Origin of the sequence: Candidatus Pristimantibacillus lignocellulolyticus (genome assembly GCA_023639215.1) — a bacterium.
Taxonomy (GTDB): Bacteria; Bacillota; Bacilli; order Paenibacillales; family Paenibacillaceae; genus Pristimantibacillus; species Pristimantibacillus lignocellulolyticus.
Genome location: CP097899.1, coordinates 1,589,507 through 1,605,883, shown reverse-complemented (window position 1 = coordinate 1,605,883; position 16,377 = coordinate 1,589,507). Strand labels below are relative to the sequence as shown.

The window sequence follows — 16,377 nt, the reverse complement described above, 5'->3', positions numbered from 1 at the left end:
ATTGGGAGGAAAGTAATAATGTTGAACCGTGTGATATTGATCGGAAGATTAACGAAGGATCCAGAACTACGCTATACCCCAGCTGGTGTTGCTGTTACTCAATTTACGATTGCTGTTGATAGACCATTTTCTTCTAGTGGCGGAGAGCGTGAAGCGGATTTCATTCCAGTTGTAACGTGGCGCCAATTAGCTGAAACTTGCGCAAACTATTTGCGTAAAGGTCGCTTAACTGCAGTTGAAGGACGTATTCAAGTGCGGAATTACGAGAACAATGAGGGCAAGCGTGTGTATGTTACAGAAGTAATTGCAGACAATGTTCGCTTCTTGGAATCCAATCGTGAAGGTAGCCCTCGTGAAGAGAGCTATAGCAATAATAATGGTGGCGGATATAACGCAGATGGCGGAAGCCAAAGTAATCGTCCTGCTCAAGCCCCACGCAGTACCAATGTTGATCCATTCAAGGATGACGGACGCCCTATTGATATATCGGAAGACGACTTACCATTCTAATGCACTGACATGTTTTGAATTTATGTTAAAAGTCACTTTGACCCTTGCTGATGCAAGGGTCCTTTTTTTGTCTATTATAATTGGTAGCGTGATTAAAATTATGGTGTGTTAATAACATGTGGAAGAAACCTGAAGGATCGTAGAAGAGAGTTATCCACTTGTGAATAATGTATGTGCAAACAGGATATCCACTGTGGATAAACGAAAAGCGATGAAATTTGTTAACCTAATGATTTACTCATGACGTAATTTGTTAATGAAACCTGCTGCCGCTCAACTTGTTGCATATGTTCCACTTGAAAGTCGTGATGCTCAAAAAATGGTTTAGCTGTAATACTTGCTTCTGTATAGATGGAGTCCAGCTTTAATTGCTGGGCATCGTACTCTAAATGAGTTAGCAGTGTGCTAGCAATTCTTTGGCGTTGATAATCTTTATGTACATATAGGCGATCAAGATGTCCATCATCGCTCATATCAGAAAAACCTACGATTATGCCATCTTTTATCGCAACGTAGGTAATATGTTGTTGTAAACTTTGCTGCCAACTCTCAACTTTATTGGAACGCTCCTCTGGCGGGGCCCAAGCTTGTAGTTGTTTAGCTGAATAATGTGCCGCATTTATATGATGAACAGTATTGTAGAAGAGGTTAATTATTTCTTCTATTTGTGAAGCTTGATATCTTTGAATGTGCAACATAGATTGTTCTCCTTTCGGTGTAGCATGTTATGTACTCATTAATCATCATAATAAGAAGAAAATACCCTATCACAATGTAAGTAAAAGATGATTAATCTTTGTCAGCTACATCGATGATAGGGTATTTATATTTTATACTAGCAGTGCCTCTTCAATACTACTCCTGTTAATCTTTACGTTTCTTAGCTATCGCTACTGTACAACGAGAGACACAGATTAGTCGATTTTGTTCATCGGTAATCTTAATATCCCATACTGCGGAGCTACGACCTTTATGCAGTGGAGTTCCTACTGCTGTAACTATCCCTTGTCCGACACTGCGTAAATGGTTAGCGTTAATTTCCATGCCCATTGCAATTTCATTTTCTTGATCTATGCTAGCCCATGCACCGATACTTGCAACAGTTTCCGCAAGAACGACAGATGCCCCACCATGCAATAAGCCAAATGGTTGTTTAGTTTTTTCATTTACAGGCATTGTACATACTACTTTTTGAGCGGATAATTCTAACGTTTCAATTCCTAACGTTTCAATAATTGTTCCTTTAATATCCATCATATGGGTATTCCTCCGTACAAGACATGTAGATGATCATTCATTAGAATTGTTTCACAACATAGCCAAGCAATATACTGAACGTTAATAATAAGCCGAAAAATGTATTGAACTGAGCAGTTGATTTCATAGCAGGCATCATTTCAAAAGCAACCGTTTTACCTTGGAATTGTTTAATCGCTTGAATCGCTTTAGGTGCACTAGCGAATACAAGTATAGCCCAAGGTGTAACATGTCCTGTAAAGACAAGGACGACAATCCAAGCGAAAGCAATAATGAAAGAAGCAGCAAGTAACTTAATCGCATTGGGACGTCCTAACAAAATAGCAATAGTTTTACGTCCAAATTCTTTGTCACCATCAAGATCGCGAATATTGTTCGATAAATTGATCGCACCAATCAAGAAACCAACACTTATAGATACATAGAAATGAGACCATGAAAAAATGCCCGTTTGAATGTAATACGTAATCATAATAATAACTGGACCCATTAATAAGCCTGCAAATAGTTCACCAAATGGAGTAGAAGAAATAGGTAGCGGACCAGCTGTATAGAAATACCCAACAAGCATACATACTAAGCCAATTACTGCTATCCACCATGAGCTAGCCATACAAATATATATTCCGAGAAGGATGGAGATAAAGTAGAATAAAAAGGCAAGATTTCGTACGAATTTCGGTGCTACACCATCACGTACAATGGTTCCACCAATACCAACAGAGTCTTTTGTGTCTAGTCCGCGAACAAAATCGTAATATTCATTGAACATATTCGTTGCAGCTTGAATAAGAAGCGAAGCAACAAGCATCAACATAAACAATAACAAATTCATCTGATTATCAAAAAGTGCCATTGCAGTACCAGTGAATACAGGGACAAATGACGCTGTCAATGTATGAGGACGCATAAGCCGCCACCAAACATTTTCGGTGGTTGTGTGTAATTCTGTTTGCATCATACCGCATCCTTACTATTATAATATAAGTAACATAATAAAGTTCAATTCTAAGTGTAGGATAACTAGGTTAAAGTGTCAACGCTAGAAACTTGGTAGAAAGTTGACGATATTCTAGTAGGAGTGTATTCTTGAAACAGATAATTCGGTAAGGTAATGACAAGGGTGAATAACGTGATTTCTAATAATAAAATGTACATATTAATGAAAGAAGGCAAACGACAAGCCCGTCTTTCGGGAAATAATGTGTTGGTAAGCTCCGTATCCGAGATCAACAAGATGGATTTACCAGCCTTTTTTTCATACGATGAACACAAATATAAGGGAAATCGATTTTTATGGTCTGAACCAGGCAGAACGTTATCATTCGTTGGCTTAGGTAGTGTTCTTACATTAACTGCGAGCAATGCTACGACACGCTATGAAGAGATTAATGACGCTTGGACAGCAATTGCTACGGAAGCAATTATTGATCATAATATTTCAGGTTATGTAGGACCTATATTATTTGGCGGTTTTTCATTTGATCCTATTATTGAACGGACAGAGAAGTGGAGCGATTTCGCTCATACTAGCTTTGCTGTGCCTCAATTTATGGTTACGGAATATGAAGGTAAGACATGGCTTACGATTAACGCATGGATTTCACCGGATGATGATGAAGTTGAGCAAGAGACATTAAGTATTGATCTTGCGAAATACGCATATGAAGCGGCAGATAGAGAAGTGTTACAATCTATTATGAAGGAAGAAATAGCACCTTCTGATTGGATGAGTGCGGTAGGTAATGCTGCATCATCTATACGTAATGGAGAGTTAGAGAAAGTGGTACTAGCCAGAGCGATTACGTTAGAAGCGCAAGAACCGTTCCATGCGGTAGAAGTAGTTAGAAGTTTATTAACTGAACAAATTGATACTTACGTTTTTGCTATTGATAAGCAGTGTAGCTGTTTTGTTGGTGCAACTCCTGAACGATTAATTAAGCGTCAAGGAGATCAATTCCAGACGTTATCGTTAGCAGGATCTATTGCTCGTGGTGCAACGGTTTCCGAAGACGAACATCTCGGTAGCTTCTTGAGCCAAGATGTAAAAAACCTACATGAACATGAGTTAGCAGTCCATATGATAAAGGATGCAATGTTAGAGCTTTGTGAAGATGTTTCAGCACCGGATGCACCCATTATTCGCAAGCTGAAAGATATCCAGCATCTAGCTACGCCTATTTCTGGTCAAGCTAAGCCAAATGTTACATTACTTCAAGCTGTGGAAGCATTACATCCTACACCAGCGCTTGGTGGTATGCCAAGACAAGCTGCATTGGAGTCCATTCGTACTTTAGAACATATGGATCGAGGTTGGTACGCTGCCCCAATCGGATGGTTGAATACTCGATTGGAAGGCGAATTTGCTGCAGCGATCCGTTCAGCGTTACTGAAGGATAGTACAGCATATTTATTTGCTGGATGTGGTATTGTCGGTGATTCAGATCCGCTTAGTGAATATAATGAAACAGCATTGAAATTCAGACCGATGTTAGCAGCATTGCAAGCTATTGAGGTTGAAAATTAGACAACGTAGTGAAAAAAATTACTAATTCAGCTTTCTACCCAGTAGAAAGCTGAATTAGTAATATAAATGAGTTTTCAAGAAATTATGAAAAGTTTGTTAATGCTTTCGAAGTGACTTTTCATTCGCATTGTAGATATTCAAGAGGCCATGAAAAGTTGTAGGAGGGAAAGTGATGAGTTCAGACGGAGCAACATTATATCTAAGCGCATTTATTGATGAATTGGTAAGATCGGGCTTGAAGCATATCGTTGTCAGTCCTGGCTCGCGCTCAACACCTTTAGCGGTATTAGCAGCAGAACATCCAGAGCTTCAACTATGGATGAATATAGATGAACGTTCAGCGGCATTTTTCGCACTAGGCATTGCAAAGGCGAAACAAGAAGCTGTAGCACTATTATGCACATCAGGTACGGCTGCGGCTAATTACTTCCCTGCGATAACGGAAGCTAATTTGTCGCGCGTGCCATTAGTGGTGCTTACAGCAGATCGCCCGCATGAGCTACGTGACGTAGGAGCCCCGCAGACGATTAATCAAATTGGGCTGTACGGTGATCATGTGAAATGGTTCTCGGAGATGCCGATACCTGAACAAAGTGAGCTCATGTTAAAGCATGCTCGTATTTCTGCTGCACGTGCGGTGATGACAGCAAGTAGTATGCCCAGTGGCCCCGTCCACTTGAACTTCCCATTGCGTGAGCCATTGCTTCCTGATCTAGAGCATCCACAGTTATTTGGCGGAGGCAGAGATGATGATCGACCTTATACTGCAAATGTAGTAGGGACGATGGTAGCTTCTGTAGAACAAATGCAGATGCTAGCCAAGCAATTAAGCGAGGAAAACAAAGGGATTATTGTATGTGGTCCTCATGATGAGCCAGAGCTGTTAGAAGCAGTGACGGCGTTAGCTACGCTGCTTGGTTACCCTATTCTGGCTGATCCGCTATCTCAGCTAAGAAGTGGATCTCATGATCAAAGCTACGTATTAGATAGTTATGATTCATTTTTGAGAGATGAAATGGTGGCAACAACGCTTGAACCTTCAGTGATCATTCGTCTTGGAGCAATGCCAGTCTCAAAACCGTTACTACAATATATAAATCGTCATCAAAGTAGCAGAATGATTGTGGTCGATGAAGCGGGTTGGCGTGATCCAACACTGTTAGTATCAGATCGCTTCACTGTGCATCCTGTCTTATTCTGCGAGCAACTCAGCAAAGCTACAATACAGTTGGAACTGTCTGTAGAACGTCAGCATAGCAAGTGGACAGCGCAGTGGCTTAATGTAAATGAAGTAACAAGAGAGCTATTACAACAAGAAACTATCCGAGATCATGCTGGTCAACTATTCGAAGGTACAGTAGTTACGGAGCTACAAGCATTAATGAGTAAGGGTGGCACGTTGTTTGTAGGCAATTCAATGCCAATTCGTGATGTAGATAGTTTCTTCTGTAACAAAGAAGGAATGATTCGCATTATGGCTAATCGGGGAGCGAATGGAATCGATGGACTGGTATCTACTGCGATCGGCATTAGTGCAGTAAATGAGCAGACGGTATTGTTAATTGGAGATTTGTCCTTCTACCACGATATGAATGGATTGTTAGCTGCTAAGCTTCATCAACTCAATATAACGATTATCATCGTGAATAATGATGGTGGAGGTATTTTCTCTTTCCTACCACAAGCGAAGCTTGCTAATCATTTTGAAGTATTGTTCGGTACACCAACTGGGCTAGATTATGAGCATGCGATTAAGATGTACGGTGGTCAATTCCAGCGGATCCAAAGTTGGCAACAATTCCGTGAAGCTTTCCAGCAGGCTAAGCAACATGGTGGGTTACAAGTAATAGAAGTTCCAACGAATCGAGAACTTAATGTTGAACTTCATCGTCAAATCTGGCCGAGAATGTCAGCCAAGTTAGCGAAGCTGTTATCGTAAGTGCGTGTTCAAAAAGTGGGCTTTAAGAATCGAGAAGATGGAGCGCTTAATGGGATGAAATATGTGATTAATGGGGCAACATACTATGTAGAGCTTCATGGAGAAGGACAAGCATTATTGTTGCTACATGGTTTCTCAGGAAATCACGAGCAATGGACGCCTTTCATTGAAAGTTGGAGCGCAGAATATCAGGTCATTATCGTTGATCTATTAGGTCATGGTAAGAGTGATGTTCCGGCAGATCATAATCGCTACAATACAGAGCATACGGTTAATGACTTAGTGGAGTTGCTTGATCAATTACATATTGAATCAGCAATCGTGCTCGGATATTCTATGGGAGGCAGGATTGCCTTATCTATGGCGCAGATTGCTCCATCTAAAGTAAGTGGCTTAATTCTAGAAAGCACTTCTCCTGGACTTGCCACACTTGAAGAAAGAGGAACTAGAATAACTAGTGATGAGGCATTGGCTTCCAATATCGAACAACATGGCATTAATTGGTTTGCTCAGTATTGGTCAGAAATTCCTTTATTCGCTAGTCTGAAATTGTTACCACTACAAGAGCAAGTAGCTATTGACCAGCAGCGAAGAAGTAATACGCCGCAAGGTTTAGCAAATAGCTTACGGGGCATTGGTACAGGAGCTCAGCCCTCATGGTGGGATCATATGGTGCATATTACGAAGCCAACATTACTTATTGTCGGTGAATCAGATATGAAGTTTAGAAAGATTGCCGAATTGATGATGTTACGTATGAGTCACTCATATAAGCAATTAGAGATTGTTTCTGAAGCTGGTCACAATGTGCATATGGAACAACCTCATAAATTTGATACAATAGTAAAGAGATATTTATCTATGAGAAAAGGGATGGTGTAACAGATGTCAGTAGTACCTTGGGAAAATCACGGTAATTTTGAAGATATTTTGTATGAAACATATGACGGTATAGCTAAAATTACAATTAATCGTCCAGAAGTACGTAATGCATTCCGTCCAAAGACGGTAATGGAACTTATCAATGCATTTGCTATCGCACGTGATGATGCAAACATTGGGGTTATCGTTCTAACAGGCGCTGGCGACTTAGCATTCTGCTCAGGCGGTGACCAAAAGGTTCGTGGTCATGGTGGTTATGTTGGCGATGATCAAATTCCTCGTCTGAATGTACTTGATCTTCAACGTTTGATCCGTACTATTCCTAAGCCAGTAATTGCGATGGTAGCGGGATATGCTATTGGCGGTGGACATGTTCTACATATTGTATGTGACTTAACAATTGCTGCAGATAACGCACGCTTTGGTCAAACAGGTCCAATCGTTGGTAGCTTCGACGGTGGTTATGGTGCAGGTTATCTTGCTCGCATCGTTGGTCAGAAGAAAGCGAGAGAAATCTGGTATCTATGTCGTCAATACGATGCTCAAGAAGCATTGGATATGGGTCTAGTTAATACCGTTGTACCTCTTGCTGATCTTGAAGCGGAAACGGTAAAATGGTGCCAAGAGATTTTATCTAAATCTCCAATGGCTTTACGTTTCTTAAAAGCTGCGTTTAATGCAGACACAGATGGATTAGCAGGAATTCAACAGCTTGCAGGTGATGCAACGCTACTTTACTATACAACAGAAGAAGCAAAAGAAGGCCGTGACTCTTTCAAAGAAAAAAGAGAGCCAGACTTCAAACAGTTCCCACGTTTCCCATAAGTCGTATAAAAGGAGGGCAAAGCGATGCATATGCCTCATTGGCTTGATAAGCGAGCCTCTCTAACGCCTGATCGGATAGCGATTGAATATGGCAACGAGCAGATTACGTTTGCGCAATTGCGCGAAAAGTCTCTTCATACAGCCAGTAGAATAAGTTCATTACCAACAAAGCAAGGCTATCCTATAGCCTTGCTTTGTTATAATGATAGCTATACCGTCGAGCTTATCCATGCGGTTCATTATGTTGGTAGTATTCTGATGCCGCTTAACATTCGGCTTACGGCTCATGAACTACTCTATCAACTTCAAGATTCCAGATGTAACGTACTCATTTATGATCCGCAATTCCAGCATCTTATTGATGTGATAATTAATGAGTATAGCAGTATACTTTGTATATCGACAACGGACTTGCAACAGATGGATATGGTGACAGATTCAACTATGGTCACTTATATCGATCAAGAAGATATACATACGATAATGTACACGTCTGGTACAACGGGGTTTCCGAAAGGGGTCCTGCAAAGTTACAGTAATCATTGGAACTCAGCTGTAGGCTCGATGCTCAATCTGGGGCTTTCTGAAAAAGATAAATGGCTAGTATGTGTTCCTTTATTTCATATTAGTGGTTTATCAATCGTTATTCGTAGCGTAATCTACGGTATTCCCATGGTCATTCACGAAAAGTTCGATCCCGAAGCTGCAAATGCAGCTATTATCGATCAAGGTGTAACGTTAATGTCCGTTGTTAGTAATATGCTGACTCGGATGATTGAACAATTAGGTGTTGTTCGTTATCCTGAACATTTTAGATGTATGTTACTGGGCGGGGGCCCAGCGCCGCTTTCACTCTTAGAGCAATGTGTGACAAAGGAAATTCCGGTCTTTCAAACGTACGGGATGACAGAAACATGTTCACAGATCGTGACGCTACAGCCTGAGTATATGTTGACTAAGCTCGGTTCAGCAGGAAAGCCACTTTTCCAAGCAGAGTTAAAAATAATGATTGATGGTCATGAGGCACAAGCTAAGGAAGCTGGAGAAATCATTGTTCGTGGTCCGAATGTGACATCAGGCTATTTGAATGGTGTTGGTGGCGATAGCTTTGTAGATGGTTGGCTCTCTACTGGAGATGTTGGCTACGTGGATGAAGATGGTTTTCTCTATGTGCTCGATCGTCGCAAGGATATGTTTGTATCAGGTGGGGAGAATGTCTACCCAGCTGAGATCGAAGCAACACTTATTAGCCATCAAGCTGTAATCGAATCTGGTGTAACTAGTATGTCTCATGAGGTATGGGGGCAAGTGCCTATCGCATTTGTCGTACTCCATCACGGTACGAATTGTACCGAGGAAGTTTTACTTCAGTATTGCTCAGAACGATTGGCTAAGTATAAGTTACCTAAGGAAATACATGTAGTTAAACAATTACCGCGTAATGCTTCAAATAAATTACTTCGTCGTGAGTTATTACAATTGCTACCTTCCTAATAAGGAATATAACAATGGATGTAATTAATTTAACGCAATGATTAACACGAACACCTTTAAGGCAAAGCGCAAGTTGTGAACTTGTATTGCTCTAAAGGTGTTTGTTATATAAGGGTGAAATGAGGTTGCTTATGATAACGATTCAATCTATCGAGTTGTACCGGATAAGTATGGAATTGAAAGCTCCATTCGTTACAGCTAACGGTGCTTATGTTGATCGAGAGACAATACTTATTGAAGTAACTGATCGTGAAGGGAATTGTGGCTGGGGAGAATGCGTAGCTTTTGCTACGCCTTGGTATACCGAGGAAACGGTACAAGGATCGTGGCATATATTACAAAGTTTCCTCATTCCCACATTGCTTGGAGTTACATTAAAGCATCCGAATGAAATTCCAAACATCTTCTCTAACGTAAAACGCAATCAGATGGCAAAAGCAGGACTAGAGATGGCGATCTGGGATTTGTATAGTCAGTTGATCGGTCAACCGTTACATCAACTGATAGGTGGAGTAAAAGAAGAGCTAAAAGTTGGTGTAGCTATCGGGTTACAATCTTCTATGGACGAGTATTACCGTCTAATTGATCACTATAGCGCTGACGGTTATGAACGAATGAAGATTAAAATTAAGCCAGGAAACGATATTACGCTCGTTGAAGCTTTGCGGTCTCGTTATCCGAAACTGCCATTAATGGTAGACGCCAATTCTGCTTATGATCTGAATGATATTGCACATTTACAGCAACTCGATGACTATAATCTGATGATGATTGAGCAACCGCTCGCTGCTGATGATATTGTTGACCATGCTAAGTTACAGGCAAAGATGAACACACCTATTTGTCTCGATGAAAGCATTATTACATATGATGATGCTCGAAAAGCGATTGAGCTTGGTAGCTGCCAAGTTATTAATGTGAAATTAGGTCGTGTAGGCGGAATGACAGAGGCAATAAGAATACATGATCTGTGCAAGGAGCATGACATTGCGATTTGGTGTGGGGGAATGCTGGAGTCAGGCATCGGGCGCGCTCATAATATGGCGCTCGCCTCGTTGAGTCATTTCACAATACCAGGAGATATTTCGGCATCGGCACGTTACTGGCATAAAGATGTCATACTACCAGAAGTAAAGATTGAGCACGGGGGAGTATTACTACCTTCAGGAGCGGGAATTGGATTTGAAGTTAACAAGGAATATATCGAGCATCTAGCGCTAGAGAGATTGAAACTCAATCATTCACGATAAATGGATCATTTATAATATAAATACCATTATTTTTGTGAAAACAACGCTGAAAAATATTTGATTTTTAAAGTTTTATGAGTTATTCTATTGTAAGTGACTTTAACAGGGTACCCAGATGTACCTATCGAAAAATAGAGATAAAATTCAAAATTAAAACCGAGTCAGTTCGGACTATGTCAGTGATCTGAATTGCCATTAAAATTTGTAACAGAAGGGAAGGGTTCGAATGAGCTTCAGAAAAGAAGGCGGAGAAGATCGTGGCGAGCGTAAATTCGCTCGTAAAGGCGGCCGCAATAAACGTCGTAAAGTTTGTTTCTTCACTGTAAACAAAGTTACGCACATCGACTATAAAGATACTGATTTGCTTAAAAAGTTCATCAGCGAGCGTGGAAAAATTCTTCCTCGTCGTGTAACTGGTACAAGCGCGAAGTATCAACGTCTATTGACAATCGCTATTAAGCGTTCTCGTCAAATCGCATTACTACCATACACTACTGAATAGTAGGTTACGGATAAAGGGCTTCCCGACAAGGGAAGTCCTTTTTAGGTTTTAATCGCTTGTGATCACGATGATTATGCTGACGCAGCGTATTCGGCGGCGAAGATGCCATTCATCGCTTACTCCTGTGCTCACGTACACAAAACGTACGCTCCGCGCATCGCTTCACTAGCTTCATGTCATCTTCTTGGTGCTGACAAGCGATTAAGATATTTCTAGAAGTCTTACTATTATGGTGTCTTGCTTCGTAGTTGTTATACATCGCTGGTGTACTATATCGTACACACCGCTGGGTGAGTTGCTATCTTTATGAAATACATCACTGGTGTACATAAATGTACACATCGCTTGTAGCACTACTAGCTTTAAACTTTTATTGACAGCTTAATCTTGCGGATTTATAGTGAGTAGGTTGCTGTCGTGACGATTGAATATGGACAAGTTTAAGCTAGGCAACAAAGGGAGAGAATGAAATTGCTTAATACGTTAAGATCAACATGGTTTTTCAATGTTAGAGGAGATGTGCTTGCAGGGGTAACGGTCGCATTGGCGTTAATTCCTGAAGCTATCGCATTCTCAATCATTGCAGGTGTCGATCCTATGGTTGGAATACATGCTTCATTTTGTATTGCGGTACTCATTTCAATTTTTGGTGGACGACCGGGGATGATTTCTGCTGCAACAGGTGCGATGTCTATCCTCATGGTGACACTCGTAGCGCAGTATGGGATTGAATATTTATATGCTACAACAATTCTTACAGGATTAATTCAATACGCAATTGGTGCGTTAAAATTAGGCAAGTGGATTTCGTTCGTTCCGCAGTCTGTATTATCTGGATTTCTTAATTCGTTAGGTATTATGGTATTTATGAGCCAACTACAACATTTTGTAGATGCAACATGGGTTGTCTATACGATTGGAGCAGTTACATTGTTAATTGTATATGGACTGCCTTATATTACGAAAGCAATACCGTCTACTTTAGTGGCGATTGTTGTGATGACGATCGTGACGATTGTGATAGGTCTTGATGTGAAAACGGTTGGAGATATGGGAATTATTAATAGTAGCTTGCCGTTATTCCACTGGCCTAATGTCCCTATTTCATGGGAAACGTTAAAAATTATTGCTCCTGTAGCTGTAACAATGGCTATTGTCGGATTACTTGAATCACTGATAACAGCAACGGTTCTCGATGAGCAGACGAAGACGAAAAGTGATAAGAATAAGGAAGTTCGTGGTCAAGGCATTGCGAATACGATTACAGGTATGTTTGGCGGTATGGCTGGTTGTGCAATGATTGGACAATCATTAATTAATGTTCGTTCAGGTGGAAGAGGTAGACTATCTACGATGGTTGCAGGTGGAGTATTACTTTTATTAATCGTTGTGTTACGCGATGTGGTAGTGAAAATTCCTATGCCCGCGCTAGCAGGGGTGATGATTATGGTTGCGATTAGCACATTTGAATGGCAATCAATAAAAAATATCCCGAAAGCACCAATCGCTGATACGATGACGATGATTGTAACAGTTGTTGTTATATTAATTACTCATAACCTTGCTCAAGGGGTTTTAGTAGGGGTATTGCTCAGTGCTGTTATTTTTGCAATTCAATCGAGCAGGCTTCATATTATTACAGAAAAAGATGATCATCGTAAAATAATTACTTATTATATAAACGGTCCGTTGTTCTTTGCAACATCTACGATGTTTGATCAGTCCATTGAAGCTGTTGAGGGATATGATCGGGTTGTTATTGATGGAAGTCAGTCTAAAGTATGGGATCAATCAGCTATTTTGTCGCTAGCTAAAGTGGTCAATCGTTTACGAGAAAGTGGAAATGAGGTTGAGCTCATCCTTTTTGATAAAGATAGTTCACTGCTCGTCAAAAAATCAGGCATGACTGAAACATTAGGCGCATAATATAAAAGGCTTATGCCATTATGATCTCGGGGAAAGAGATGATGATGACATAAGCCTTATTTGTTAACCGATTAAAATATTATCCTCTGGATAGCCAAGACGAGATTGTTGTTTACGTCTCGCAAGTGCGTATGCTAGTGTTAATGGTCCAAGTCGACCAATGAACATCGTGAAGCAAATAATAATTTTACCAGGTGTCGAAAGATCTTTCGTTAGACCCATTGATAAGCCAGTCGTACTGAATGCAGATGTGGCTTCGAATAATACTTCTAAGAAATGATCTGAAAGCATGTCTTCAGTAATGGTCAACACTAGTGCGATAAATAGTACACATGCTAGTGAACTCATTACTACCGCTAGCGCACGCATCACCGTTTCTTGCGGGATTCTGCGTTTAAAGGCATGAACTTGTCCGCCACCTCTAAATGTTGTAATGGTAGCTAGTATGAGTACGACAACGGTATTAATTTTCACACCACCACCTGTACCACCTGAAGCAGCACCAATGAACATATAGATAATGATTAGAAATTGTGATGCCGTAAGCATATGAGTGATTTCAAGCGTATTAAAACCTACACTTCGCGGAATTAGACTTTGAAATAATGACGCTTGAATTCGTTCTCCCAAGTTCAACGTACCATATGTATCGGCATTCATCGATTCAAGTAGAAAAAGAATCGAAAAGCCAATGACGGTAATAATGAGCGAAGACGAGAGAACGATTTTAGTATGCAAAGAGAACTTACGCCATTTACGCTTTTGGAATAGTTCAACAATAACGATATAACCTAATCCTCCAGCTACAAATAACGTAATAATGACGAAGTTGACGACGGGATCACCAACATAGGCTACTAATCCTTCTGGCCAAAGCGCAAATCCTGCATTGTTGAAAGCAGATACTGAGTGGAATAAAGCGTAGAAAAACGCAGTTTTCCAACCCATAGAAGATTCCCAATGAAACGTCAGGATAAGCGTTGCAATCGACTCAAAAGCAAACACGATAATAAATATGTAAATACTTAATCGAACTAGTCCTTGTGAAGTTGATGCTTGCGTTGTATGTTGAATGAGGAGACGTTCTTTCAAACCAATACGTTTACCCATAATGATCGCAATAATAACGCTGATCGTCATGAATCCAAGTCCCCCGATTTGAATCAACAACATAATGATGCTTTGTCCAGCGATAGAAAAGTCATTGCCAGCATCAAGTACGCTAAGACCATTCACGCAAACGGCGGAAACAGCGGTAAAGAAGGCATTAACGAAACCAATAGAATGTCCATTATGCGATGCAACAGGCATCATCAATAATAAAGTACCGATAGTTATCAATATTAAGAAAATAACTACGATAAATTGAGGTGGACTAAGTTGATACCGAAGTTTTCTTATTTTACTGGCAAGTTTACTCTGTTTATTTTGAGATTTAGGATTAGCGTTTTCGATCATAGTGCGTCTCCAACTGTCTAATTTGCTCCAAAGAACCAATAAGTAGCAACGCATTACCAGTTTCAATGGTATCTTCTGCACTTGGAGCAACATTCATTTTTTTATCTGTTTTTATCGCAAGAATAGTACAGCCAAAACGAGCACGAATATTAAGTTTTTGTAATGATAAACCAGACATAGCAGATGGAGCTAACATTTCGACAATATTATATTCATCAGAAAGCTCAATATAATCAATGATGCTGCTCGAGCTAAGTTGATTAGCGAGCCTCATTGCCATATCTCGTTCTGGATAGATGATTTTGTCGGCACCAATTTTACGCAATACATTACCATGCATCTCATCACGAGCCTTTGCGATAACAATAGGTATTTTCATCTCTTTAAGTAATAAAGTAGTAAGGATACTTGATTGTAGATCATCACCGATAGCAACTACCGCATGAGTAAAATTACTCGCTCCTAATTCTTTCAACACCGCTTCATCTGTACAGTCAGCTTGAATAGCATGTGTCGCATGTGGAGCCACATCTTGTACTAACTCAGCGTCTCTATCTACGGCTAATACCTCGTGTCCATTAGCAACCAACGTACGGGTTAGACTACTACCGAAACGGCCTAGACCTACGATAAGAAATTGTTTTTTCATAAACATATCACTTCCTATTTATTAGAACTAAGATGAATCATAGTCCATCTACTGAAGAAAATGCAATAAAATTCTAGCATAAATATTATTATGAGAATTATTTAAGTTCAATTTTTGTAAGAGATGCGTAATTTGCCGAATGAAGACGGAGATGTAGATCAATACTACTACATATAATTTATGATATAATGATGTTTAGAGCAACTTACAAACACTGATTCTACGTCTTGAGGTGAAAAGTTTGAAAACAGGTATAAAACCGTTACTATGGAGCTTATTAGCTCTCGCAATGGCATTGTTCATCGTAGTACCGGGTCTAAATGTACTAGCACTTTTGTTTAGCTTGGTTCCATATACACTTCTTTATACACAAGTGGACAGAAAGTCCTTTGCTGTACATGTTATCGTAATTATGGTAGTTGGATGTGTAATTATAGATCCATTTGTATTTCTAAGTACAAGTTTATTAGCTTTAATTCCAAGTATTTATATGGGGCATTTATATAAGAAGGGTACACCTTCAACAAAGATTGTCCCAAAAATGACAGGTATAATGTTAGTACTTCTCATGTTGGAACTATTGATCATTGAAAATGTACTAGGAATTTCCTTGTTAAGTGATCTTCGTAAAACATTAATCGAATCGATGAATGACGCGGCTTCAAGAGCAACGTTACTGATTACTTGGAACAATGAAATCGCAGAGAATTTTGTGAAATTGTTTCTAGACATGATTCCGTTCATACTTCTGCTTATCGCACTGGGTATTGTAGTCTGCTCCCATTTTGTTGCGCGTAAATTAGCAGCAATGGAAGGTGTTGTTGTACAGCCATTCCCAGCAGCTAAAGATTGGCGCTTACCACGTTCCATATTATTTATCTACCTACTTGTCTATATTATTCAGATGATGGTAGATCCGTTGGATACTTCGTTTCTAGCGGTAGCACTTGCAAATCTTGTGCCAGCGTTAAGTTTCTTATTCTCTATTCAAGCGGTTGGTTTTTTCTACTATCTCGCACATAATCGAAATTGGCCAAAAATCATTCCGATTTTAATAGCAATTCCTATCCTCGTATTACCTTTTTTCAGTATTATCGGGATATTGGACGCGGCTTTTCCACTTAGAAAGTACTTTTCTAAGCAAACATAGGCACGGGA

Annotated in this window: 15 protein-coding genes; 10 read left to right on the top strand and 5 right to left on the bottom strand. The window is 40.0% G+C overall.

The features are described 5' to 3' along the window. Window positions 1-18: 18 nt before the first annotated feature. Window positions 19-510 (top strand): single-stranded DNA-binding protein, encoded by a 492-nt coding sequence (gene ssb / locus NAG76_06655; GenBank protein URN95920.1) that lies wholly within the window; start codon window positions 19-21, stop codon window positions 508-510. Between the two features lie 221 nt (window positions 511-731). Here the strand turns inward: ssb and NAG76_06650 are convergent, their stop codons facing one another. The 3 genes from NAG76_06650 to NAG76_06640 form a co-directional block, all read right to left on the bottom strand. Continuing rightward, the gene (locus NAG76_06650) at window positions 732-1,205 is read right to left on the bottom strand and encodes a GNAT family N-acetyltransferase (protein URN96779.1); all 474 of its coding nucleotides are present in this window, start codon (window positions 1,203-1,205) and stop codon (window positions 732-734) included. 169 nt (window positions 1,206-1,374) lie between these two features. After that, the gene (locus NAG76_06645) at window positions 1,375-1,764 is read right to left on the bottom strand and encodes a hotdog fold thioesterase (GenBank protein URN96778.1); all 390 of its coding nucleotides are present in this window, start codon (window positions 1,762-1,764) and stop codon (window positions 1,375-1,377) included. 43 nt (window positions 1,765-1,807) lie between these two features. After that, window positions 1,808-2,725: a 1,4-dihydroxy-2-naphthoate polyprenyltransferase gene (locus tag NAG76_06640; GenBank protein URN95919.1), complete on the bottom strand. Its 918-nt coding sequence runs from the start codon at window positions 2,723-2,725 to the stop codon at window positions 1,808-1,810. A 174-nt stretch (window positions 2,726-2,899) separates the two neighbouring features. Between NAG76_06640 and NAG76_06635 the strand changes: the two genes are divergently transcribed. The 8 genes from NAG76_06635 (at window position 2,900) to NAG76_06600 (ending at window position 13,112) form a co-directional block, all read left to right on the top strand. After that, entirely contained in the window at window positions 2,900-4,294 is a 1,395-nt protein-coding gene (locus NAG76_06635; protein ID URN95918.1) for an isochorismate synthase, read from the top strand. 172 nt (window positions 4,295-4,466) lie between these two features. Beyond that, window positions 4,467-6,233, top strand: coding sequence for a 2-succinyl-5-enolpyruvyl-6-hydroxy-3-cyclohexene-1-carboxylic-acid synthase (menD, locus tag NAG76_06630; GenBank protein URN95917.1), 1,767 nt, complete (start codon window positions 4,467-4,469; stop codon window positions 6,231-6,233). A gap of 54 nt (window positions 6,234-6,287) precedes the next feature. Further along, window positions 6,288-7,115 carry a 2-succinyl-6-hydroxy-2,4-cyclohexadiene-1-carboxylate synthase gene (gene menH, locus NAG76_06625; GenBank protein ID URN95916.1) on the top strand — a complete coding sequence of 276 codons (828 nt, stop codon included), beginning with the start codon at window positions 6,288-6,290 and terminating at the stop codon, window positions 7,113-7,115. Between the two features lie 3 nt (window positions 7,116-7,118). Then, window positions 7,119-7,940 (top strand): 1,4-dihydroxy-2-naphthoyl-CoA synthase, encoded by an 822-nt coding sequence (menB, locus tag NAG76_06620; protein ID URN95915.1) that lies wholly within the window; start codon window positions 7,119-7,121, stop codon window positions 7,938-7,940. Between the two features lie 24 nt (window positions 7,941-7,964). Then, window positions 7,965-9,434 (top strand): o-succinylbenzoate--CoA ligase, encoded by a 1,470-nt coding sequence (locus tag NAG76_06615; GenBank protein URN95914.1) that lies wholly within the window; start codon window positions 7,965-7,967, stop codon window positions 9,432-9,434. 131 nt (window positions 9,435-9,565) lie between these two features. After that, window positions 9,566-10,684 carry an o-succinylbenzoate synthase gene (menC, locus tag NAG76_06610; GenBank protein ID URN95913.1) on the top strand — a complete coding sequence of 373 codons (1,119 nt, stop codon included), beginning with the start codon at window positions 9,566-9,568 and terminating at the stop codon, window positions 10,682-10,684. 226 nt (window positions 10,685-10,910) lie between these two features. Next, window positions 10,911-11,186, top strand: coding sequence for a 30S ribosomal protein S18 (rpsR, locus tag NAG76_06605; protein URN95912.1), 276 nt, complete (start codon window positions 10,911-10,913; stop codon window positions 11,184-11,186). Between the two features lie 471 nt (window positions 11,187-11,657). Continuing rightward, window positions 11,658-13,112 (top strand): SulP family inorganic anion transporter, encoded by a 1,455-nt coding sequence (locus NAG76_06600; protein ID URN95911.1) that lies wholly within the window; start codon window positions 11,658-11,660, stop codon window positions 13,110-13,112. 63 nt (window positions 13,113-13,175) lie between these two features. Here NAG76_06600 and NAG76_06595 read toward each other — a convergent pair whose 3' ends face one another. Both NAG76_06595 and NAG76_06590 read right to left on the bottom strand, forming a co-directional pair. Next, the gene (locus tag NAG76_06595; protein URN95910.1) at window positions 13,176-14,570 is read right to left on the bottom strand and encodes a TrkH family potassium uptake protein; all 1,395 of its coding nucleotides are present in this window, start codon (window positions 14,568-14,570) and stop codon (window positions 13,176-13,178) included. Continuing rightward, window positions 14,554-15,219: a TrkA family potassium uptake protein gene (locus tag NAG76_06590; GenBank protein URN95909.1), complete on the bottom strand. Its 666-nt coding sequence runs from the start codon at window positions 15,217-15,219 to the stop codon at window positions 14,554-14,556. Before NAG76_06590 ends, NAG76_06595 begins: the two co-directional genes overlap by 17 nt. A gap of 241 nt (window positions 15,220-15,460) precedes the next feature. Here NAG76_06590 and NAG76_06585 point away from each other — a divergent pair, with 241 nt between their 5' ends. Continuing rightward, entirely contained in the window at window positions 15,461-16,369 is a 909-nt protein-coding gene (locus NAG76_06585) for a YybS family protein (GenBank protein ID URN95908.1), read from the top strand. Window positions 16,370-16,377 lie beyond the last annotated feature (8 nt).